The organism is Lyngbya sp. CCY1209 (assembly GCF_055795065.1).
Genome location: NZ_JAYFER010000641.1, coordinates 1 through 21,044, shown reverse-complemented (window position 1 = coordinate 21,044; position 21,044 = coordinate 1). Strand labels below are relative to the sequence as shown.

24 protein-coding genes, 2 tRNA genes and 1 pseudogene are annotated in these 21,044 nt (G+C 53.8%); 22 read left to right on the top strand and 5 right to left on the bottom strand.

What is annotated here, in order from left to right; translation table 11 throughout:
* Positions 1-104 precede the first annotated feature (104 nt).
* The 7 genes from AC0QHF_RS25865 to AC0QHF_RS25835 all read left to right on the top strand — a co-directional run bounded on the left by AC0QHF_RS25865 (position 105) and on the right by AC0QHF_RS25835 (position 5,624).
* Positions 105-881: a cysteine hydrolase family protein gene (locus AC0QHF_RS25865; RefSeq protein WP_324707150.1), complete on the top strand. Its 777-nt coding sequence runs from the start codon at positions 105-107 to the stop codon at positions 879-881.
* A gap of 45 nt (positions 882-926) precedes the next feature.
* Complete coding sequence (locus AC0QHF_RS25860; protein WP_324707149.1) at positions 927-1,379, top strand: cupin domain-containing protein; 453 nt, start codon at positions 927-929, stop codon at positions 1,377-1,379.
* Between the two features lie 127 nt (positions 1,380-1,506).
* Positions 1,507-3,249 (top strand): CocE/NonD family hydrolase, encoded by a 1,743-nt coding sequence (locus AC0QHF_RS25855; protein WP_324707148.1) that lies wholly within the window; start codon positions 1,507-1,509, stop codon positions 3,247-3,249.
* Between the two features lie 27 nt (positions 3,250-3,276).
* Positions 3,277-4,020 carry an SDR family NAD(P)-dependent oxidoreductase gene (locus tag AC0QHF_RS25850; RefSeq protein WP_324707159.1) on the top strand — a complete coding sequence of 248 codons (744 nt, stop codon included), beginning with the start codon at positions 3,277-3,279 and terminating at the stop codon, positions 4,018-4,020.
* A 160-nt stretch (positions 4,021-4,180) separates the two neighbouring features.
* Positions 4,181-5,386: a hemolysin family protein gene (locus AC0QHF_RS25845; RefSeq protein WP_324707147.1), complete on the top strand. Its 1,206-nt coding sequence runs from the start codon at positions 4,181-4,183 to the stop codon at positions 5,384-5,386.
* Positions 5,387-5,464: 78 nt separating this feature from the next.
* Positions 5,465-5,549, top strand: a tRNA-Tyr gene (locus tag AC0QHF_RS25840).
* A 3-nt stretch (positions 5,550-5,552) separates the two neighbouring features.
* Positions 5,553-5,624: transfer RNA gene (locus AC0QHF_RS25835), tRNA-Thr, on the top strand.
* Positions 5,625-5,929: 305 nt separating this feature from the next.
* On the opposite strand, the gene AC0QHF_RS25830 is transcribed toward AC0QHF_RS25835, so the two are convergent.
* The 3 genes from AC0QHF_RS25830 to AC0QHF_RS25820 all read right to left on the bottom strand — a co-directional run bounded on the left by AC0QHF_RS25830 (position 5,930) and on the right by AC0QHF_RS25820 (position 9,300).
* On the bottom strand, positions 5,930-7,444 hold the full coding sequence (locus AC0QHF_RS25830) for a GUN4 domain-containing protein (protein ID WP_324707146.1): 1,515 nt from the start codon (positions 7,442-7,444) through the stop codon (positions 5,930-5,932).
* Positions 7,445-7,500: 56 nt separating this feature from the next.
* Complete coding sequence (locus tag AC0QHF_RS25825; RefSeq protein WP_324707145.1) at positions 7,501-7,671, bottom strand: hypothetical protein; 171 nt, start codon at positions 7,669-7,671, stop codon at positions 7,501-7,503.
* A gap of 339 nt (positions 7,672-8,010) precedes the next feature.
* Entirely contained in the window at positions 8,011-9,300 is a 1,290-nt protein-coding gene (locus tag AC0QHF_RS25820) for a hypothetical protein (RefSeq protein ID WP_324707144.1), read from the bottom strand.
* Between the two features lie 476 nt (positions 9,301-9,776).
* Here AC0QHF_RS25820 and AC0QHF_RS25815 point away from each other — a divergent pair, with 476 nt between their 5' ends.
* The 4 genes from AC0QHF_RS25815 (at position 9,777) to AC0QHF_RS25800 (ending at position 12,728) form a co-directional block, all read left to right on the top strand.
* Positions 9,777-10,058: a 4a-hydroxytetrahydrobiopterin dehydratase gene (locus AC0QHF_RS25815; protein WP_324707143.1), complete on the top strand. Its 282-nt coding sequence runs from the start codon at positions 9,777-9,779 to the stop codon at positions 10,056-10,058.
* 245 nt (positions 10,059-10,303) lie between these two features.
* Positions 10,304-11,941 (top strand): HD domain-containing phosphohydrolase, encoded by a 1,638-nt coding sequence (locus AC0QHF_RS25810; RefSeq protein WP_324707142.1) that lies wholly within the window; start codon positions 10,304-10,306, stop codon positions 11,939-11,941.
* Between the two features lie 29 nt (positions 11,942-11,970).
* Positions 11,971-12,483: a MogA/MoaB family molybdenum cofactor biosynthesis protein gene (locus AC0QHF_RS25805; RefSeq protein WP_324707141.1), complete on the top strand. Its 513-nt coding sequence runs from the start codon at positions 11,971-11,973 to the stop codon at positions 12,481-12,483.
* Positions 12,483-12,728: a DUF6737 family protein gene (locus AC0QHF_RS25800; protein ID WP_324707140.1), complete on the top strand. Its 246-nt coding sequence runs from the start codon at positions 12,483-12,485 to the stop codon at positions 12,726-12,728. The genes AC0QHF_RS25805 and AC0QHF_RS25800 overlap by 1 nt, the downstream gene beginning before the upstream one ends.
* Here the strand turns inward: AC0QHF_RS25800 and clpS are convergent.
* The gene (gene clpS, locus AC0QHF_RS25795) at positions 12,725-13,018 is read right to left on the bottom strand and encodes an ATP-dependent Clp protease adapter ClpS (RefSeq protein WP_324707139.1); all 294 of its coding nucleotides are present in this window, start codon (positions 13,016-13,018) and stop codon (positions 12,725-12,727) included. The two genes, AC0QHF_RS25800 and clpS, sit on opposite strands and share 4 nt — an antisense overlap.
* On the opposite strand from clpS, the gene AC0QHF_RS25790 reads away from it, so the two are divergent.
* From AC0QHF_RS25790 to AC0QHF_RS25760, 7 genes are all read left to right on the top strand, one after another.
* A complete protein-coding gene (locus AC0QHF_RS25790) occupies positions 13,017-13,262 on the top strand; it encodes a hypothetical protein (protein ID WP_324707138.1) in 246 nt (81 codons plus the stop codon). The genes clpS and AC0QHF_RS25790 overlap by 2 nt on opposite strands.
* Positions 13,263-13,333: 71 nt before the next feature.
* Positions 13,334-13,900 (top strand): HNH endonuclease, encoded by a 567-nt coding sequence (locus AC0QHF_RS25785; RefSeq protein WP_324707137.1) that lies wholly within the window; start codon positions 13,334-13,336, stop codon positions 13,898-13,900.
* 19 nt (positions 13,901-13,919) lie between these two features.
* Positions 13,920-14,273: a hypothetical protein gene (locus tag AC0QHF_RS25780; RefSeq protein WP_324707136.1), complete on the top strand. Its 354-nt coding sequence runs from the start codon at positions 13,920-13,922 to the stop codon at positions 14,271-14,273.
* A 21-nt stretch (positions 14,274-14,294) separates the two neighbouring features.
* On the top strand, positions 14,295-14,684 hold the full coding sequence (locus AC0QHF_RS25775; RefSeq protein WP_324707135.1) for a hypothetical protein: 390 nt from the start codon (positions 14,295-14,297) through the stop codon (positions 14,682-14,684).
* A 159-nt stretch (positions 14,685-14,843) separates the two neighbouring features.
* Complete coding sequence (locus AC0QHF_RS25770) at positions 14,844-15,272, top strand: DUF29 family protein (RefSeq protein WP_324707134.1); 429 nt, start codon at positions 14,844-14,846, stop codon at positions 15,270-15,272.
* Between the two features lies 1 nt (position 15,273).
* Positions 15,274-15,714: a DUF29 family protein gene (locus AC0QHF_RS25765; RefSeq protein WP_324707133.1), complete on the top strand. Its 441-nt coding sequence runs from the start codon at positions 15,274-15,276 to the stop codon at positions 15,712-15,714.
* A 215-nt stretch (positions 15,715-15,929) separates the two neighbouring features.
* A complete protein-coding gene (locus tag AC0QHF_RS25760; protein ID WP_324707132.1) occupies positions 15,930-16,259 on the top strand; it encodes a hypothetical protein in 330 nt (109 codons plus the stop codon).
* 141 nt (positions 16,260-16,400) lie between these two features.
* On the opposite strand, the gene AC0QHF_RS25755 is transcribed toward AC0QHF_RS25760, so the two are convergent.
* Positions 16,401-18,113 (bottom strand): DUF3352 domain-containing protein, encoded by a 1,713-nt coding sequence (locus tag AC0QHF_RS25755; RefSeq protein ID WP_324707131.1) that lies wholly within the window; start codon positions 18,111-18,113, stop codon positions 16,401-16,403.
* A 282-nt stretch (positions 18,114-18,395) separates the two neighbouring features.
* On the opposite strand from AC0QHF_RS25755, the gene AC0QHF_RS25750 reads away from it, so the two are divergent.
* The 4 genes and pseudogenes from AC0QHF_RS25750 (at position 18,396) to AC0QHF_RS25735 (ending at position 20,996) form a co-directional block, all read left to right on the top strand.
* The gene (locus AC0QHF_RS25750) at positions 18,396-20,030 is read left to right on the top strand and encodes a GspE/PulE family protein (RefSeq protein WP_324707130.1); all 1,635 of its coding nucleotides are present in this window, start codon (positions 18,396-18,398) and stop codon (positions 20,028-20,030) included.
* Positions 20,031-20,061: 31 nt separating this feature from the next.
* Positions 20,062-20,235 (top strand): annotated as a pseudogene (locus tag AC0QHF_RS25745) (DNA methyltransferase); the annotation flags it as partial.
* A 3-nt stretch (positions 20,236-20,238) separates the two neighbouring features.
* Positions 20,239-20,724, top strand: coding sequence for a hypothetical protein (locus AC0QHF_RS25740; protein WP_324707160.1), 486 nt, complete (start codon positions 20,239-20,241; stop codon positions 20,722-20,724).
* Complete coding sequence (locus tag AC0QHF_RS25735; protein WP_324707129.1) at positions 20,721-20,996, top strand: hypothetical protein; 276 nt, start codon at positions 20,721-20,723, stop codon at positions 20,994-20,996. Before AC0QHF_RS25740 ends, AC0QHF_RS25735 begins: the two co-directional genes overlap by 4 nt.
* Positions 20,997-21,044: the final 48 nt, after the last annotated feature.

Genomic DNA, 21,044 nt, shown 5'->3' with positions numbered 1-21,044 from the left:
GATCCGGGCGGATCGAGTTCGAGTGGGGAAAAGCGATCGCTTCCGAGGAGTTCGGGAAATTGAGTTAATATCAATTCTGAATTCTCAATCCTACCCGAGCCCCGATGAATCCTCATTCTTTGCGTCCGTTGGGCGTTCCTCCCAACGCTTGGGGGGTCAGCGAAGCGATCGCCGATCTCACCCGCCCCCCCCTGCCCCCGCAACCCGTCACCTTAAAAACCCAGACCAAATGCCTGCACCTGGACTTGGCGAAGGCGGCAATTTTGGTCGTCGATATGCAAAACGACTTTTGCCACCCCGACGGCTGGCTGGCCCACATCGGCGTTGATGTCACCCCGGCCCGCCAACCCGTCGCACCGCTCAACGCCCTGCTTCGGCGTCTGCGATCGCTCGGCGTCCCGGTGATTTGGGTCAACTGGGGAAACCGTCCCGACCTGCTCAATATCGGGGCGGGGCTCCGCCATGTCTACAATCCCACGGGGGAGGGAGTCGGCCTGGGGGACCCGCTGCCCAAAAATGGCGCCCCCGTTTTGACCAAAGGCTCTTGGGCCGCCGCGATCGTTGACGAACTCGACAACCAACCCGAAGATATTTACATCGACAAATACCGGATGAGCGGCTTTTGGGACACCCCCCTCGACAGCATCTTGAGGAACCTGGGGCGGACGACCCTGTTTTTCGGGGGCGTTAACGCGGACCAGTGCGTGATGACCACCCTCCAGGACGCCAACTTCCTCGGCTACGACTGCATCCTCGTCGAAGACTGCACCGCCACCACCTCCCCCGACTACTGCCGGCAGGCGACGCTGTACAACGTCAACCAGTGCTTCGGCTTCGTCACCCACTCCCAAAACATCGCGGAAGCAATTGATAATTGTTAATTGTTAATTGTTAATTGTTAATTATTATGTGAGGACCCCGGAACCATGACCGATCGCTGCATGATTCCCGTCGTCAAGTCGTCCCGAGATTACCAGGCGTTTCGTATTAGTCCCCGCGACACCAACCGACTGGCGATCGTTTTCGACCCGGAAATCGCCGACACTTCCCTGACGGTGTGCATCGAAATTTTCGATATCGGCGGCAAAACGCCGCCCAACCGCCACCAACTGGCTGTGGAAATGTTCTTCATCCTCAAAGGGGAAGGCGTCGCCACCTGCGACGGCAAAACCGTCCGAATTCAAACCGGAGACAGCATCCTCGTCCCCGCCACCGGCACCCACATCATCGAGAACACGGGTTCCACCCGACTCTACGCCCTGTGTATCATGGTTCCCAACGAGAACTTCGCCGAACTGATCCGCAGCGGCACCCCCGTGGAACTCGACGAAGAAGATTTGCGGGTTCTGAGTCGCCAAGATGCTTTGATTAGGGTGTAGGGTGTGGGGAAAGTGAAAAATGAAAAATGAACGATCGCGATTGGACTCGCCCCCAAACCCCCAATCCTGGGGGCTTCAATTACCGACTCCCGACTCCCGACTCCCGACTCCCTATCAAAAAAAGTTTATGGTTATTCGAGAAACGGCATCCATGCTGACCCGGGACGGGGTGCGGTTGAATGCCGATATTTATCGCCCCGACATGACGGGGGAATATCCGGTGTTGCTGATGCGTCAACCCTACGGACGGGCGATCGCATCCACCGTCGTCTACGCGCACCCCGTCTGGTACGCTGAACAGGGCTACATCGTCGTCATCCAAGACGTGCGGGGGCGGGGCACCTCCGAGGGCGAATTTCGACTGTTCGCCAACGAAGTCGATGATGGCGTCGATACCCTCGATTGGGCGCTGCGACTGCCCGGAAGCAGCGGGGACGTGGGGATGTACGGCTTTTCCTACCAGGGCATGACCCAACTCTACGCTGCCTCCGGCTACCCGGAGGCCCTCAAAACCATCTGTCCCGCCATGCTGGCCACCGACCTCTACAAGGATTGGGCCTACGAAGGGGGGGCGTTCTGCTTGCAGATGAACCTCGCCTGGGCGATGCAATTAGAGGCCGAAGGTGCACGCTTGAAGGGCGATGAAACGGCTTATCGAGAGTTTGTACGCGCCTCGCGCCACCTGCCCTTCTACGACGAAATACCGGCCTCTCCGGAGATCCTGAAAACCCTGGCGCCCGACTCCTTCTACCACGAATGGCTGCACAACTCGGATTACTACCCGGACGGTTACTGGCCCACCCTGACCCCGAACCTGGACGACGTGGATTTGCCGATGTTGCATATCGGGGGGTGGTTCGACACCTATTTGCGGGGGACGGTTCATTTTTACCGGGAGATGAGCGATCGCTCCGAATATCCCCAATATCTCATTGTCGGACCTTGGGCGCACCTGCCTTGGGGGCGACGGGCCGGCAATGCGGACTACGGCCCTCTGGCGGCGAGTCCCATCGACGAATTGCAAATCCGCTGGTTCGACTATTTTCTCAAAGGGATCGATACCGGAATTTTGTCAGAAAAACCTGTCACCCTATTTGAAATGGGGAGTAATTGCTGGCGGGAATTCGACACCTGGCCGGAACGGTCCACCCAATCTTACCTCCTCGCCAGCACCGGACTCGCGGCCGTGCGGGAGGATTCGGGTTTGCTGTTGCCGGAAGATGAGAGTGATGAAAGGGAGTCCCCCAACGGTTCCCAAAATCGGGTCTATCAAAATATCTCAGTTTCCACGTCCGTCGAACTCGAAGAGATGGCGGAAATGGAGGGGGAAGAAGAAGTTTTGCCCGACGTCATCGATTGGTTGGTACACGACCCCTGGCGCCCGGTTCCCGCCCTCGGGGGACACGCGGCTTTTCCGGCGGGTTCGTTCGATCGCGCCGCTTTGGACTGCCGAAGTGATATCCTAACTTATACCTCCGATACTTTGGACGAGGATTTGCACCTGGCGGGGGAGGGGTTCGCGGAGATTTACTGCCGCGCTGATACCCCCAGTTTCGATCTGTGTGCGGTTCTGTCTGAGGTGCGATCGGATGGCGGCGTCTGGAATTTTACCCAGGGTTACGTCCGGATAGATGGGGGGGAAATGCCGGTGAAAATCCAGTTGCAACCCACCTGCATTCGCATCCCCAAATCCCACCAAATTCGCCTGAGTCTCAGCGCGGCTTGTTTCCCCGCCTATCCGGTCAACCCCGGAACCGGACAGGCACCGAGTCTGGCGCGGTTAATAGAGGCTCAAATTATCACGATATCCGTGGGCAGCGGGAATAGTTTTCCCTCGCGGATAGTTCTGCCATCAATTGTTAATTATTAATTGTTAATTGTTAATTGTTTTGAGATGATGAATGTGTTAATTTTGGGGGCGAGTGGGGGCATCGGGTTTGGTTTTGTGGAGAAGCTGTTGCGGGAGGGGCGGGTTTCTCGGATTTACGCCACTTATCGACGCCGGGAGTCGGCGGAAAAGTTGCTGAATTTGGCGGAGCAGCATCCCCAAGAATTAGTTTGTTTGCAGATGGATATTGGTGAAGAATCTGATATCGTGGCGGGGGTGGAGACAATTCGCGCCGGGGTGGAGACGCTGGATTTGGCGATCAATTGTGTGGGGATATTGCACGGAGATAACTTGCAGCCGGAGAAGAGTTTGCGGCAGGTGGAGAGCGATCGCCTGGTGGAATATTTTCGGGTCAACAGTATCGGCGGGGTGTTGTTGGCGAAGCATTTGTTGCCGTTATTTCCCCGCGATCGCCGCAGCGTTTTCGCCAGTATTTCCGCCAAGGTGGGCAGCATCGAGGACAACCATCTGGGCGGGTGGTACGGCTACCGCGCCTCGAAGGCGGCCTTGAATATGTTGATGCGGACGGCGGCGATCGAATATGGGCGTAAATGTCCCCAAGCGATCGTGGTGCTGCTGCATCCCGGCACGACGGATACGCCCCTTTCCAAACCCTTTCAAAGAAACGTCCCCCCGGACAAATTGTTTTCCGTCGATCGCACCGTCGATCAACTTATGGCGATCGTCGATCGCCTCGACATCGCCGACAGCGGCCAATTCTTCTCCTGGGACGGAACCCGCCTACCCTATTGACAATTAACAATTAATAATTAATAATTAACAATTTAAAATTCATTTTCTTCCTCCGCTTCCTCCGCCTCCTCCGCTTCCCCCACCCCTCCGCCTCCCTGCCTTCCCCGCCCCCTCTGCCCCTAAAATCAGAAAGAACTGTTTTTTGAGTTTGGCATCCCCTGTGATTGGAATCTTCCTCCCGGAATACTTGGCGGCGACGATGGCTGAAACTGGCCCTCTGTTGGGCAGCGTCTGGATCGATCTGGCGATTTTGGTGTTGATGCTGGGACTCTCGGCATTTTTCGCGGGTTCGGAAACGGCGATCACGGCGTTGGACAATTTGAAACTGCGGGCGCTGATCCGGGAACAGGGGGACCCGAACCGGATGTTCACCTTGGTTTTGGAGAGGCGGGCCCGGTTCATCACCACCTTGCTGGTGGGGAATAACCTCGTCAACAACTTTTCGGCGATTCTGACGAGTAATTTGTTCGCCCTGTGGTTGGGAAATGCGGGGTTGGGAATTGCGACGGCGGTGGTGACATTTTTGCTGTTGGTGTTCGGAGAAATTACGCCCAAGTCCCTGGCGATCAGCAATGTGCTGCCGATTTTCAAGGCGGTGATCCGCCCGATTTACTGGCTTTCGATTATTTTGGCGCCCGTCATTTATCTGTTTGAGGCGATCGCGCAAAATATCATCCGCCTGGTGAACCGGGGGGCGGTGCAACCGGGACTCTCGGTGCAGGAATTGCGGCTGATGATCGAGATTTTGGGGGGCCGCGGACAGTTGGACTGGCAGAAACACCAACTGCTGAATAAGGCGCTGATGATGGATTATCTGATGGCGCGGGAGGTGGTGAAGCCGCGGATCGAGATGCGGACGATTTCCCACGAGGCGACGGTGCAGGAGGTGATCGACGTCTGTCTGGAGACGGGATATTCGCGGATTCCGGTTCAGGGGGAGTCCAAGGATGAGATCGTGGGCATCGTGCACCTGAAGCGGGCGCTGCAAATGGTGCGATCGCTTGATGGGGAACACCCGCCCCAATCCGTGCGGGAGGCGATGACCCCCCCGGTTTACGTCCCGGAGACGAAGCGGGTGGGGAGTTTGTTGCAGGAGATGTTGCAGCAGCGCCTCCACATGGCGATCGTGGTGGACGAGTACGGCGGCACGGTGGGGTTGGTGACGCTGGAGGATATTTTGGAGGAGTTGGTGGGGGAAATTTACGACGAGAGCGATTTTCCCAGCCGGGGGACCCGCACGAAACCGCCGGGTTCCCCCCAGCCCCGGGCGGGCCGGATCGGGTTTTCGGGCCGGCCGCAACCGCCCAACCCCCGGCGGCGATCGCAACCCCGGGACGACTCAAACCCCCGCCAACCGGAGAGTTGAGAAGATTTCAAAAAAAAGTTTTCAAAAAGACTGGATTTTTTTGAGATTTGTGATACGATAATAAATCGTTGAATAAATGGGTCGGTGCCCGAGTGGTTAATGGGGGCGGACTGTAAATCCGCTGGCTATGCCTACGCTGGTTCAAATCCAGCCCGGCCCACCACTCGCCCTTGTAGCTCAGTGGTAGAGCACACCCTTGGTAAGGGTGAGGTCACGAGTTCAATCCTCGTCAAGGGCTTTCCCTCTCCGTGCGACTTTTGGCTGTGTCGAGTATCACGCTATTTTTCGTCAGTACCGGATTAATACCTCAGTGGGTGCAAACCCGTGAGAGTCCATTCAGGACAGGATGTTGAGGCGTTCACTCATGTTTTTCTGATGAGAATGCGATCGCCCAATTCTGGCGAATCACCGATGGTCTTGCCGTTTCATTCTATTTTTTGGCGATCGCTACATCCCCGACCGGTTGCGCTTTTGATAGCAGTAAGCTATCAGCTTTGGGCAATCAACTTGTGTCAAATTCCCGTCAATCGGAGAGCCGGCTCGTCAGATTTTGCAGTGCTTTTCGTGGGGGATGCCGCCCCAGTAATCTTGCCAGCCCACCCGCTTTTCGTGCCATTGGATGGCATCGCGCCACCAGATGCGGAGCAAGTAATTCACGTTTGCCGTCCCCCCCAGCATCAACGAATTGGCCGAGGGGTCGGGGACGAACGGCAGGTGTGCTTTCGGTGCGCCGATGTCGAATTGCGGCTCGTCGTGGATGGGCGAATTGTCCCGGCCGGAATTTTTCCCTTCAAAGCGTTTCCACCCCACTTCCTCCAGAAATTGTGTCCAGATTTCTCGGTCGTACTCGTCCGTCCCCCCCAGCCCGCGATAAACGTCGAGTTGCACGGAAAAACCGAACCGGCGATCGCTGTACTTCAGCCACAGCCGGTCTATGGTGCGGAGGTCTTCGCAGGGGAAGTTGTAGGCGCCGAACAGTCCGGCGATCAGCCCGACGGCGAAGCTTTCCTCCCGATTTCCGATCGCCGAGATGACGCGCCGCGTCTCCGCGTCCGCTTCCTCCCACCGTCGCGCCGCGAGCAGGTCGCGCAGTTCGGTGTAGTCCATCCCCACCGCCGATTCGAGTTCGACGGTTTCCAAAAAGTCGGGTTCCGATTTTGACCGCAAGTAGGCTTCGGATTCAAACCGCGCCCGAGTGTCGAGGGCAATCGCCGCCGACAACAGCGAGACGATCGAGAGCGCCGCGGCCCAATACAGTAACTTTTTCCGTTTCATGGCAGGTGTTTTTATAGCAATCAGCTCTGGCGTACCCTTGTCGCAGCGCAATAAGCCACGGTGTCGGGGAGAGTAGTTTTGAGCCGAGCGACTTCGACTCCGGCGAAGGGCACTCCCGCGAATTCCACGTCGCGATCGCCGATGCGGGCCGGTCGGATCACAGAGCGATCGGCGATCGCGCCCGCCAATACCCTCGGCTCCGGTTGGGGTCGGGTGTCGAGTTCTTCGATAGAGTTTTTGGGCGGGGACTCTCACCGGGCTGAGGGGGCGGGTCGGACTCTGCAAAGCCTGCCGAAATTCGACGATCGCCTCGTTGAGATCTTGGCGGGGGACATCGACGGTGCGGCGCAGGGGCGGGGAATCGGGGACGGTGACGATGATGGCTTCGATTTCGCGGACGCCGACTTCTCGGGCGACGGCCAGAGATTGCCGATCATATGCGATCGCCGTCTGATATTGCGCCAAGCGCCGATCAACCCAACCCAGGTTGTTGAGGCACCTGGCTTCTCCGGGGCGGTCGCCCAGTTCCCGGTAGATTTCCACAGCCGCTTCAAAGGACGCGATCACCTCCCGGAACTCGCCGTTTTGATACCGCCCCTTCCCCCGCTCGAACAGGCGGTCGGCTTCCGCTTGCCGTCCTTGCGCCGCCGAGGCGATCGCCGCCGTTCCGGGAAAATCGATGCCCTCCCCGGTCAACCCCGGAATGTTCGAGAGCAGCGCCAGACCCGCGATCGCGCCAGCGACGGGGAGGCGAATTCCGGAGTTGCGACGTACAGTTTTCATCGGTCGATACCCAACCCAACTCGGCGGTTGAATGGATGGGGATTCGGGATACCGGATCACTCCTCCCGCCGCGATCGCGACGCGGGTTTTGTACCCCGGCCCGGGCAACCGGAACTCCCGAACCGGCCCCATTTCCCCGTGCTGGCGATCGCACTTCTCTGTGCACCGGAGGTGGGGGTGGACGAAATACGGTCCCCGTCATCAAATCGGCTCTCGGTCGTTTCCATTATCCCCCATCACTTTCCCCCAGAACAACGGCGGGGGGGTGGGCTTCCCCATTCCCCGGACGGCATCCGCCGGACCGACGTCAAAAGGTGAACGCGCGATCGCCATCGAGTGCAATTGCGATCGACCTGCGATCCGCGAAGCGCCCCGATCGCCTCAGATCATGTCCGCTCAAACAGTTATGATTCCTGGGTGCCATCTTCTGAAGCGGCTTCAAACTTTTGCCGCTTGCCTGTTGCCGATTGCCTTTTCTCGACGTTAAGTGTCAGTATTCAAACGGACTTGATATCAGTCGGATTCCAAGTCCGCCGGTTCTCGGGGGCGATCGAGGTGGTTTGGACTCACAGGTAAGTTGGGATCGGCCGGCCAACGAATCTCAACCGTTGTCCGCCCTCACGAGAATCTTTGACGATCGGATAAAAGTACCCGGGCATTTTCGGCCGAGTAAAGGCGATTTCCCCACAGTAGGAATAGCAGGACAGCGCCCCCTGCAACAATACCAGCGAATCGACGGGGCGCGACAAGTGACCGCCCCCATTGTGACCGGTCAGCATGGCGGAGACGACGATGCACCCGAAGCTGTGCCCCATGAGGTGGAACCGCGCCGGCGGTGCGGCCTGCTGTAGCTGTTGAAGCAGTTGGAAACCGCCGCTTTCGCCGACCCTACACGCCCGTTTTTTCATCTTCCAAAAAGAAAGCACCCGAAGCGGTTCGAGCAGCGCGTCCCGGACCGAATCCTCGTCCGTCCGACCGTCTTTTATCAATTGTTTGCGTCTGTTGATATAACTGGTTTTGTAATCAAAACCTTCGCGATCGTCGCCCGGTTTTGCGCCAACTCCTTCGTATTTCAACCCGTACAGTAAGTTGAGTTCCCGATCAAGTTTTCGCATTTCTTGGGGCAAACTTTTCGGGAATTCTGACTTTAACCTGGAAACATTGTTTAACTGTTCGGAATAACGATTCGCCTGCCAAATAATCTTTTCGATCGCTTGCTGTTCGTCGGAATCGGCGGAACCGTCCGACCCAACGGCGGGGGAACGAGAAGTGTCGGACAATTCCCCTTCCCAATCGTAATCGCCCCCGACCAGGCTGGGCCACACCAACCCGACGAACAGGGGTCGAAACTGTCCGTCGCGTGCGGCATCCAGTTGAGACCAGTCCGCCTCCATCCGACCCGCGATCGCCTTGAGCCACTTGCCGTACTGAACCTGGGCGCGTTCGATGTCGGTCTTCCAACCGTGGCAGAAGATGAAGACATCGGTGGGCCGTTCCGATGCCAGCGCCTGCACCAATTCCCGGCTTCCCGAATCGGGGTCTTCTTCGACGCCCTCCTTGTCGAAATTGACGAGGTAATATTCGACCGGCTGATCGTCGTGCCACAGGACGGGGTTTCCTTCGGCATCGACGGCTTGAATTTTCGGCATTATCAACCCTCCACAGGGGCATTGGGGGGCGATGTCGGATGAGTGATCGATTCGAGGGTGCGATCGCCGCTGCCGATTTAAAACGGCTACCCAGCCTTCGATCGCTTCCCGGACCCATTCCTCTCGGGAGTAGCCGCGGGTTTGGAGGTAGAGGTTCAGTCGGTCGTAAAGGTGATCCGAGAGTTCGACGGTCAACGTCTTGGACATGAGTGCAAAGTGAACGCTTCACCGTGATGCTGTACACCGCCTGCCTTTGTGCCGGCCGACCGTCCCCCGGGACAAAAAAAAGCGATCGCCGGGGATTGCACATCTGAAATTTTGTGTTATTCTAGTTTTCGTTAACTCCAAAACCAAAACCGTTGAGGGAGAAAGGAGGTGATGCCCATGAGCGATAGTAGTAAACGCATGGGTCACCGAGTTGGAGAACGCCGGCTGTGCGCCGGGGCTGGCCTCTAAATCTGGCCTAGATTCCCGATTCGGGAGTCGAAACGCCCATATTAATATGGTCTGGCTGGATTGGAGAGATCCTTCCGGCAGTCAGGTTCCAACATCGGAGACCCGCTAGACCGCTCTTACCCCATTCATGCCGAGGCGATCGCCGAACGCATCATTCCGGGTGAGGGCGGATAGTTTTTTGGGGAGAACCCAGACCGCAACTGTAGCATTTGGAGACTTTTTTCAAGATGGCCGAATTACTCAGCGACGCCAAAATCCAGGAAATGGCCACCCAGGTTCCGGACTGGTCCGTGGAAGGCAAGGAGCTCAAGTGCGTGAAAACCTTCGGCGGCTTTGTCGAGGCGGTGGATTTCGTCAACAAACTGGTTGAACCCGCAGAGTCGGCGGCACACCACCCCGACCTGGCGATTTCTTACAATAAGGTGACGATTACCCTCACCACCCACGATTCCGGGGGATTGACGGAAAAAGATTTTGCGATGGCTAAGGAAATTTCCAGCTTGAGTTAAATCACCTTTCCGCCTCGGAAACCTTCTGTCGGTGAGAGGCGGACGGGTGAGGTGTCGGAAATTTGAGATTGTAGGGGTGCAAGCCTTGGACCCGAATTTGAGATTCTCTCAGATGACTGCGGGTTGATGACCAATTCCCCCGGAAATTGGCATCTGACGCGATTCTGGCAAGACCGTTCCCAAATGAGTTAAAATTCCAAACAAGCTGGCGGCGGTCAACTGGTTCTGCGTTCTGATGTCGAATTATGATTTTTGAGAATCTCAGGGTGTCACAGGAATTAGCCGAACAGGCGGAGCTGATCGAAAAATTGCTGGATATCGGGGCGGCACTGTCGGGCACTCGGGATCTCGCCAAACTGTTAAATCTCATCCTCAGCAAGAGCCGGGAAATCACCTGTAGCGACGCGGGAAGCGTCTATCTCGTCGATCACAGCGACAACCACTCCAAGTTGCTGTTCAAGGTGGCTCAGAATGCGTCCCTGCCGAATTTGTCGTTCCGCGAGTTTGCCATTCCGCTGACGGATAAGAGTCTGGCGGGATATGTGGCGCTGACTGGGAAAAACCTCAATATTGAGGATGCGTATAATTTACCACAAACCGAACCCTACCGCCTCGATCGCAGCTTCGACGATAATATCAGTTACCGGACCCGTTCCGTCCTCGTGCTCCCCATGCAAAATCGGGAGAGGGAAACCATCGGGGTGCTGCAACTGATCAACCGCAAAAAGCATCCGGACCGGGTTCTGACGCCGGACAATGCGATGGCGGAAACCCAACCCTATTCGAGTTGGGAGGAACGGATTTTGCGATCGCTCGCTTCCCAAGCCGCCATCTCCATCGAACGCAGCCAATTACAGGAGAGTATCGAGTTCCTGTTTGAAGGGTTTGTCAAAGCGTCCGTGCAGGTGATCGAAGCGCGAGATCCCTGCACGTTCGGACATTCGGAACGGGTGGCGACGCTGACGGTGCGGCTGGGGGAAGAAATTAATACGATTACCCAGGGAAGCCTCGCTTCGGTCGAATTTAGCGATCGCCAACTGCAAGAATTGCGCTACGCCGCACTGCTGCACGATTTCGGCAAAGTCGGAGTCCCGGAAGCGATTTTAACGAAGTCCAAAAAACTCTATCCCCGGGAGTTGGAAATCGTCCGCCAGCGGTTCGCGATCGCGCGCCGAAGTTTGGAGATGGAATGCGTGGAGACGAAATATCAACTCCTCCTCGACAACGGCAACCTTCACCTACAAAATCCGGCTGAATGTCCCCACTGCCAGCGCCTCGAAGAACTCGACACCAATTTGGATCGGGCGATCGCACGGTTGAATGAGTCTTGGAATCTGATCCAACAAGCGAACGAACCGCAGGTTTTGGCGATGCCTCCCCTGGACAAACTCCGGCAACTTTCGGAGATGACCTATCGGGATGTGGACGGAAAAATTAAGCCGCTGGTGACACCGCAGGAGGTCGAACAACTGCTGGTGAGTCAGGGAAATTTGACGGCGGAGGAACGGCGGATCATCGAATCCCACGTCACCCACACCTACGAATTTTTGAAGCAAATTCCCTGGACGAAAGCGCTGCAAAACGTCCCCGATATCAGCTACGGACATCACGAAAAATTGGACGGGACGGGTTATCCGCAGGGGTTGAAAAAAGAGGAAATTTCGATCCAGGCGCAGATGATGGCGATCGCGGATATTTACGACGCGCTCACGGCCGGCGATCGGCCCTACAAACACGGCTTCCCCACCGTGACGGCGCTGAAAATTCTCCGCCAAGAAGCCGCCGGAAATAAGCTCAACGCGGAGCTTTTGAGCGTCTTTGAACAGCGCCAAGTTTACCAGGCCTTGAACCATTCGCTGGATGTGGTGATGGAGTTGGCGTAAACAATTGATAATTAATAAGTTGATAGATAATGAGTCAATTGATTCCTCACTCCGATCGCGCCGATTTTGCCGTGCAGTGTGCGGTGGTGACTCTCAGCGACACGCGCACGGAAGAAACGGATACCAGCGGTCAGTTGATTCGGCGGATGTTGAGCGAAAGCGGCCACGACATTCGGGAGTATTTGATTCTCAAAGATGAACCGGATCGGATCTGCGCGGCGATGGAGAAATTGTGCGGGGACGGTGGAATTGATGTCGCGATCGCCAACGGGGGGACGGGAATTGCGCCGCGAGATACCACCTATGATGCGATCGAGGGGTTGCTGGAAAAAACGTTGCCGGGATTTGGGGAACTGTTCCGGTTTTTGAGTTACTCTGAAATCGGTTCCCGCGCGATCGCTTCCCGTGCGGTGGCGGGGGTGTGTCGGGGGACTCTAATTTTTTCCGTTCCGGGTTCCCGGGGAGCTGTTAAACTGGCGATGGAAAAGTTGATTTTGCCGGAGTTGGTGCATTTGGTGAAGCAAATTCGGGGGGATAAATAATGAACGAGAATCCGAAGCCGTCCCCGACTTACAATCCCTGGGATTACAAACCTTGGTGGTGTCAGCCTTGGTCGATTTTGCTGACGGGAGTCAGCTTGATGGGGGGGAGTTGGCTGCTGTTTCACCGCATTTGGCTCTCGGCGACCGTCGCCGTTCCCGTTTTGACGTGGATGGGGTTTTTTCTGTTAATTTGGCCGGGGTTGATGCGATCGGCGATGCAGTCCGAGGTGGAAGGCGATCGCTAGGCTTGTTCGAGGGGTGCCATTGTCAAGCCTTCGCGGCTGAGTTGGGTGTGGTACAGTTCCGCCTGTTCCTGGGGGCCGACCCAAACCGTCGCCTGACCTTCGTAGTGGACTCGGTTGGTGAGTTTCCAGGCGCGATCGCTCGTCATCCCCGGAATGTACTTCATCAGGCAGTTGGCGACGTGCTCAAAGGTATTAAAATCGTCGTTGAGGACGATCACCTTATAGTTGGGATAAGGCTTGCGGACGGTTTGGCTGGAACGACTTGGAGCCGTGGTAGGCGAGGCAGTCATGGCTCAACTCTATGGGATGTGTGACTTGCTAAAGTACCGGAGCGGCGAACCGATCCGAGTATTGAAGTCGATCGCCCCCCATTATACCAATTCTCTCGATTTTGGCGAAGAATTTTTCTCTGTTGCCGTGCGGCTGCTTTTGATTGTCGGCGACAAGTTCTCCCTTCTCGGTTTCCTCCAGAGGAGAATTGGCAACGATCAATCATCGGTTAACGGACTATATAACAATTGTTATCACTTTTAGAAATGTCATTCTGATAGGCGATATCGCTATCAAGCATCAGCTTGAATACTTTCCCAGGCCAGCCGTTGACGATGCCAATTCTCCATGATAGGATTAAATCATGTAAGGCGCAAATAGTTTTTCAAGGATTTGGGGTGATGCACCTCAATCTCAAGCCCTCTCGCCCGGATCAATTGGGGGTTTTCTTGAGATGCAGTAATTTCATTCGCTTCCCAACTATTAGATGTGCCTCTGTTAAGCCTTTTAAGACAGATGAGGCAGTCAGCATGACCGAAAGTTCATCAGACAAGCTCAACCGACTGTATAGCGAAATGTATGTTCTTCTTGAAAAAGAAGAAAAAATGCGTCATGAAACTGAAAAGCTTCTGGCTAAAGCAAAAGCCATGATAGATCCGAGGAAAGAATTTAATAAATGGCTCAAATCTTCTGAAGGAAAGGCTTGGAAAAACAAGCAATTTGAGTATCAAGATGGGAAGTGTGCTTATTGTGGTGAGTCGCTCAGATTAGCTGATTCTGAAGTCCATCATATACTTTCCTTGAAGGAGGGTGGTAAAGAAGCTAACAAGCCCGAAAACTTCAAATTGCTACACCCCAACTGCAATCGTAAAATTGGAACTAAAATTGTTGATTTTGATTGAGGCACTAGAGGATTTAGTTATGACAAGTAAACAAGAATTAATCAAACAAGTTTCCCAACGAATTGGCTGGAGTCAAGCTGATGTCAAAAGGGCTGTAGAAGATTATGGAGATGTCGAAACAGAAGAGGATGTAATGGCTTGCTGCCTTCATTATGCGGGTCCAGAATTGAAGAAGCGTAATTATCAAATTGGAGCGATGAAAAGGGTTGACAAGCAGCAAAAATCAACAATCGAATCTTTGGTTAACGATCTAACTGATCAGAAAAATTTCTATCAAAATGAACTGATTCCCAATTTGAGACAAACAATTAGTGAACAAGCCAACCGTATTGCAGAACTGCTCAAAGATGTCGGCAAAAAAATCAATCAATAAAAAAAACAGAGTGAAAACGTCATGAATACTGAAAACAAAAAGATCACTAAGTTGCATTTAAGGTCTTTGGGATTGACAGATTACTTGGTCAAAGAGACTGTCAGGGGATTGCCTTCAGAAAAGGAAGGTTCATACAATATCTATTCTATTTCTGATGTTAAAAATTCCATACAAAAGAAATTGAACAATCCTCGAGTTAAAGATACAAGCCGGGAAAAATTAGAAAGAGTATTGGATTGGTTGCATGAAAAATATAATGTCATTGAGGTTGATTTTCTCAAAAAATTAACACCTGAGCAAAGATTGGATTTTTTGTACAAACGCAATGAGGAATTATTTGAAAAAGAAAAGCAAATCAATCAACAAACAGATGAATTGTTGAGAAAAGCACGCCAAATGATAGCCAAATAAATGCTGTTATGCGGTTTTTTCAATGGCTTGCAGGTTGATTTTCGCCTGCAAGCTTTGCCATTGTAAGTATTTGACGTTCGATATTCTAACTTTGAATCAACTCAAATCTCTCGATTGATTTATTGTTGTAGCGAGCACACTTTTTTAAAATCAATCAATATGGAAGAACTGCTCGAACTCAAACGACTTTTGTTGAAAGGAGACATTGCGGGTTCCCTCGCTATTGTTGAAGAACTGGAAGAAATGAGCCGCGATGATAAAATCAATAAAATTACCAGCTATGCCATTATTTTATTATTGCATTTAATCAAACAAGCAGTCGAAAATCGGACGACTCGCTCTTGGGATGTGTCGATTCGGAATTGTATCCGGCAAATTGAGAGAACCAACAAACGCCGCAAGTCGGGGGGATATTATCTCCGCCGGGATGAGTTGTGGGAGGTGTTACTGAGTGCCTATCCAGATGCGATCGATGCGGCATCTTTGGAAGTGGAAGAGGGACGGTATGAACCGCGAGAATTGGAGGATTTAGCCGATCGCGACACTATTTTAAATCGGGCGATCGCGTTAATTTGGGAGGATAGATAATATGGAAGAATTGCTGGAACTCAAACAATTATTGCTCAGAGGAGATATTCCGAATTCTCTGGTTATTGTCGAAGAATTGGAAGAAATGGGTCGAAAAGAAATTATTAGGACGATTCGCAGTTATGCGGTTATTTTGCTGTTGCATTTGATCAAACAACAAGCCGAACAGAGGACGACCCGTTCTTGGGACGTTTCGATCCGCAACTCCATTTTGGATATCCAGGACGAAAATAAACGACCCAAATCGAAAGGATTTTATTTGTCCGAAGCGGAACTCTACGAAGTTTTAGAATCAGCTTATCAAAAAGCCATCAACAAAGCCTCCTTGGAAGTCCGGGAGGGACGGTATGAACCGCGAGAATTGGAAGATTTGGTCGATCGCGAAACTCTTTTAAATCGGGCGATCGCGTTGATTTTAGCAGAAAACAGATCGTCCCGGTAGACCATCCTTTTCGCGTCGGCCCCTCGAATCGGCGGACGGGTGAGAGGCGGTTTCCGTCCTCGGATTGTCAATTGTCCGGGATGGGATGATGGCGGGGGGTATGAATTGAATGAAAGGCGATCGCCGGACGACCGTCAGAGATCTGATAATAAATATCAGTTCGATGGTGCGATCGCGGATAAGCCGTACCACTGAAATTAGTGAGTGATCCGATCATGTTCAAACGACTTGCTATCATTTTATCGCCGTTATTGTTATTGCTTTACGTCAATCCAGCCTACGCAATTCCGCCCGCAATTATCACGTCATGGCAAGAAACATTGTTGGCGGAAAGACCCTGTTTGGAGAGGGCAGAAATTGCCCTGAGAGATACGGGGTTTTCCGATAATTTTGACATCGTACAGCAAAGTGTTTTCGGCGATCGCGGGGAGTACACCGCATCCATTCGCTGCATCCCGGACAAGGAAATGGTCTTTTTTATCGTAGTCGGTTACAACTCCGACGAACGGGAACGATTAATTAATTCGATAAAAGCCAATTTTTGACGATTTTTTGCGATAGGGTTCGATCCCCCATTATCCCCCTTAACAAGGGGGACTTATAGCGGTTGACGATTTTTTGCGATAGGGTTCGATCCCCCATTATCCCCCTTAACAAGGGGGACTTAATTTATAGCAGATGAATCGCTAGTTGAGGTGGGCGAATACCTTCGCCCGCTGCACGCCATTTTCCCGTCCGGTGGCGGTGACGGTGAGCGATCGCAAATGGTCGAAAAAGGGTTTCCCGGACAGTTCCAGCAGCCGCAGCAGGGGGATTTTTTTGCGAATAATCGGTTCGCTGACATCCCAATCGATGTAAAAATAGCCGTCGTTTTCCCGGGGTAAAGATTCGAGACTATTTTGAAATTCGGGATTGCTAAAAATCGTCCCGGTTTCGACGGCGTGGATCGCCGAGTCGATCGCCTCGACGGAAGTGGCAAAAATCTCGTAATCGCCCACGGTGGCATGAACGCCCCGGGGTTCCGCCTCGATCATCCGCTTTTTGGCGATTTTTTGATTCTTACTATTCTGATTCGGAATTGGGATGCTTTTCAGTTGCGTCCAGGCCGAGAGCGTGTCATCATTCAGGACGAAACTGCCGACACTGTAGCCGCGATCGGCGGCGATCGCATCCAATTGTTGAATCGCGGTTTCCGCCTCCGGCGTCCGCTTCGCCACGAACACCCAATCCGTGGGTTTGTCCTTCCCGGACGGGACGGCAACGGGGCGGGGGACGAGGGCGAGGGCGTATTCCTCCGTCACCCAACTGAAAATATCATTGGGAAGATCGACCCCCCAGCTTTTTTGCAGCAAATCGAGCGATCGCGTCAATACCCCCCGCAGCGTCTCATTACCCGATAGCGTCGTCGAGGTTTCGTCCCACAAATTCCGCAGGTCCGTCCCCGCGATGACGAGGGGACTCTCGGCGGTGATATAGTCCAAAGCGGGAATCGGTGCGGACAGCAGCGGCGGTTGGACTTCCCGTCCGGCGGTGGCGATGGTTGCCGTGTCCGCCAGCAACCCTTGGGGGTGGAGGGCGAGTCCCAAAGCCAAACTGGGTTGGATGGGGAGGGCGTCGATTTCGTCGGGGGTGAGGCGCCAATTTCCCAAGTTCAAATATACCAGTCCGATCTGGCTGGAGTCCAAAGCCGCGATCGCCCGTTTATAGGCTTGTGAGTTCGCTAAATTTAATGTCGATACCTGGAAATTATTGATCGCCTCCCGCAACACCTTCGGATAGTTGGCGAACAGGACGAAGCGATCGCCCAATACCGCCGTCGCCAGGGTGGGGGCGAGATCCGTCAATTCCGGGGACTCGGATTGGCGGTAGGTAATCGTCACCCCCCGGTAAGGTTCCGACACCACCGAGACACCGGACACCGCCTGCCGCTGCCAAAATAAATCCAGGAATTCCCGACTCTGGCGGGGATTTTCCGAGGTGAGGGCGAGGAGATATCCCGGTTGGCGGCTGTTGCTGGCGTCGCGATCGATGTCCGGGGCCATCAGGGACAGGGTGATTTCCCGTCCCAGCCAGGGTTTGATGTCCCGGCGGTAGTTCAACTCCGTATTTCCGACCAGGACATCCCGAAATTGCTTGAATTCGGCGTGCGATCGCCTCCGTTCCGAGGGTTTCGCCGACACCTGTCTGAAGGCTTCCAGGCGATCGGGATTCACCAGCAGGGAGGCGGTGAAAGGGGCATTTTTCGGCACGAATACGGTCGCCGCCGGGACGGTTTTGGCCTGGGCCCCCAGCAGGGACACGGGACTTTCGCCCAACAGCGTGAAGAAGAAACCGAGCCCCACCAGCAGCAGGGCGGCACTACCGACGCCGAGAAGAATGAAAAATGATCGCAGCTTCATGATTGGAACGGATAAGCAATCGCAGGTCAACGGTTCGGGACCGGTGAAACCGGAAGTCCGAACAGCCCATAGAACATTATGGAGGTGTTTGGCGGTTCTGACTAGCAAGCGGCGGAGGAGGCAGGGGGGCGGAGGGGACGGAGGAAGCGGAGGGGGCGGAGGAAGCGGAGGAGGGCAATAAATTATCAATTATCAATTCTCCCTACACCCTACACCCTACACCCTACACCCTTATTCTCCCCACCCCCTAGAATAAGAAAGGTTCTCACCCCCCAGCGTTCAATGACAGCAACCCCGTCCGTCTCGTCGGCTTGGCAACAGTTACGCAGTGGCGCCATTGGCTGCGATCGCGCTTTGGAGTTGTTGGTGGACTCCGATGGCATCGTCAACCTGAAATTGCTCGATCGCGACGTCAGTTTTCGCTTTTTCCGGGAATTTCCCGATCGCAGCCTCCTCCCTCCGGTGATTCCCCTGCTGCTGTGGCGAAATTGTTACTATCTGGGGTCGCCGGTTTCGGTGGAGATGGAAATCATCCGCCAGATGAGCGAGCGCACCTTTTCGGATATTAAAATTATCGCGATCGACGATAACAGCTACCGCGCCTGGTATCACACCCAAAACGCCGACCCCAACCAGATCAGCGCCACCCCCCTCGTCAATCCCCTCACCGGGGAAGTCGAACAGGAGGACGTCAGCCGCACCACGGAATTGTACCTGTCCAAAGCCGCGGACCAACTGGGGCGGATCAAAACCCTGATTTCCGGGGCCCTGCGAAACCGCGCCAGCGACATCCATTTGGAACCGATGCTGGACGGCTTGCGGGTGCGTTACCGCATCGACGGGATGCTGCGGAATATCACAAGTATCGACCCCGACATCGGGCGCCGGGTGGTGGTGGCGATAAAGGTGATGTCGAATATGGATATCGCCGAAAGTCGCCGCCCCCAGGATGGCCGCATCGGGGAGAATTACGCCGCCGGGAAGGATTTGGAGATCGGGTTGGATATGCGGGTAAGCACGTTGCCCTGCGTGGGGGGTGAAAAGGTGGTGATCCGACTGTTGCCCCAGGAGAACCCGTTTTCGGGGTTGGGGGATCTGGGATTTTCGCCCAAAACCCTGGATATTTACAAGGGATGGTTGGTCCAGCCGCAGGGGATGATTATTTTCACCGGCCCGACGGGTTCGGGGAAAACCAGTACGCTTTACAATAGCCTGCTGGAGGTGGCGACGGACCAGGTGAATGTGGTGACGGTGGAAGATCCGGTGGAATATGTGTTGCCGGGAATCACTCAAACCCAGGTTCACGAACGGGCCGGGATGACGTTTGCGGCGGGTTTGCGGGCAATTTTGCGCCAAGATCCGGACATTATTATGGTGGGGGAAATCCGCGATCGCGAAACGGCGGATACGGCGGTGAGGGCGGCGCTGACGGGGCATTTGGTGTTGACGACGCTGCACACGAACGACGCGATCGGTGCCATTCCCCGTTTAAAAGATATCGGACCAGACCCGGGTTTGATCGCCGATGCGCTGTTGGGAATTGTGGGACAGCGGTTGGTGCGGCACATTTGCCCCCACTGCGGGGCGCCTTATCAACCGTGCGATCGCGATTTGGAAGTGTTGGGATTGACACTAGAAAATGCGAGGGCAGAAAACTGGCGAAAAGGTCGCGGCTGTTCCAATTGTTTTTATTCGGGATTTGCGGGAAGGGAAGCGATCGTGGAACTGCTGGCGACGGACGATCGCATCCGCCAAATCATCTACGAGGGGACCCTGGCGGAATTATATCGCTATCTACACGAGACGGGTTTTTTGTCCTTCCGAGTCGCCGCCGTCGAGAAGGTGACATCGGGAGTAACGACGGTGGAGGAAGTGCAGCGGGTGTTGCCCCGCAGTTCCCTGGTGCGGCGGTTTTGAAATCTATCTATATATAAAGGAAGTTCGGCAATTGAAAGCGTTTGACAAACCCATTCCCAAAGAAAAACTCGATATTCTCGAAAAGAATCGGTCGAACTTATTCGCTTGGCGGGGTCAATTTTCGCCCCAACTGATCGAAACGCTATTGGACGCATATTGTTTGCCCAACTCGGTCATTCTCGATCCGTTCGTCGGCAGCGGAACCGTCTTGTTAGAAGCCGGTCGTCGCGGATTTGAAGCCTACGGTTTTGAAATCAATCCGGCGGCGTGGATTCTCAGCAAAACCTACGAGTTGATGAACGATCCTCACAAAATGGAATTGGTCAAAACCATCAGAAGTGCGATCGACCGTGAATTTCCCTTTAGAATTTTTGATATCGACGAACCGGTTCAAGATTGGGAACCGAAGTTAAAAAAGATTAGAAATAAATTGAATCAAGAAGCAACCGATTTTACACGGTCATTCAATACTGTTTGGATATGGCAGGCACTCTCAGGGAATTGTCGAGAGTCGGCAAAGATGAGGCTCGGGTTATCTTGGTTGTCGGCCATCAATCCAACGTCCTGGGAGTCCCTTTCTACAATGCCGATATTATCGAAAAAATTGCCATCAAAACCCATCTATTTGACAAGGTTTTGCGACAAAAGAGAGAATTTAAAAATAAATTCGGAAAAATTATCCGAGAAGATTTGATCAACTTGATCAATCTCAAGAATGAGAGTAAAATTGATCAAAAAGAGATCGAGACAGTTGCCCGAAAAGAAGCCTTTGATGTTTTGACAGGTAGTCTGTCCTCGGTATCGTCAAAAAATCGTCAACTTCTCGAAAATGCGATCGGCAAAGTTCACGATATTGGAAAAACTCCATTTCTCGAACAGATGTTGATGAAGACCCATAATTTCTCCGTGTCCTCTGATAACACGGTAATCGGTTGGGAAGGAAATGGTGGGTTACGGCGCGGATGAAAAGTTGTGGGTTTTTCCGAAAAATTACGGCCGCGCCTAACCCACCCT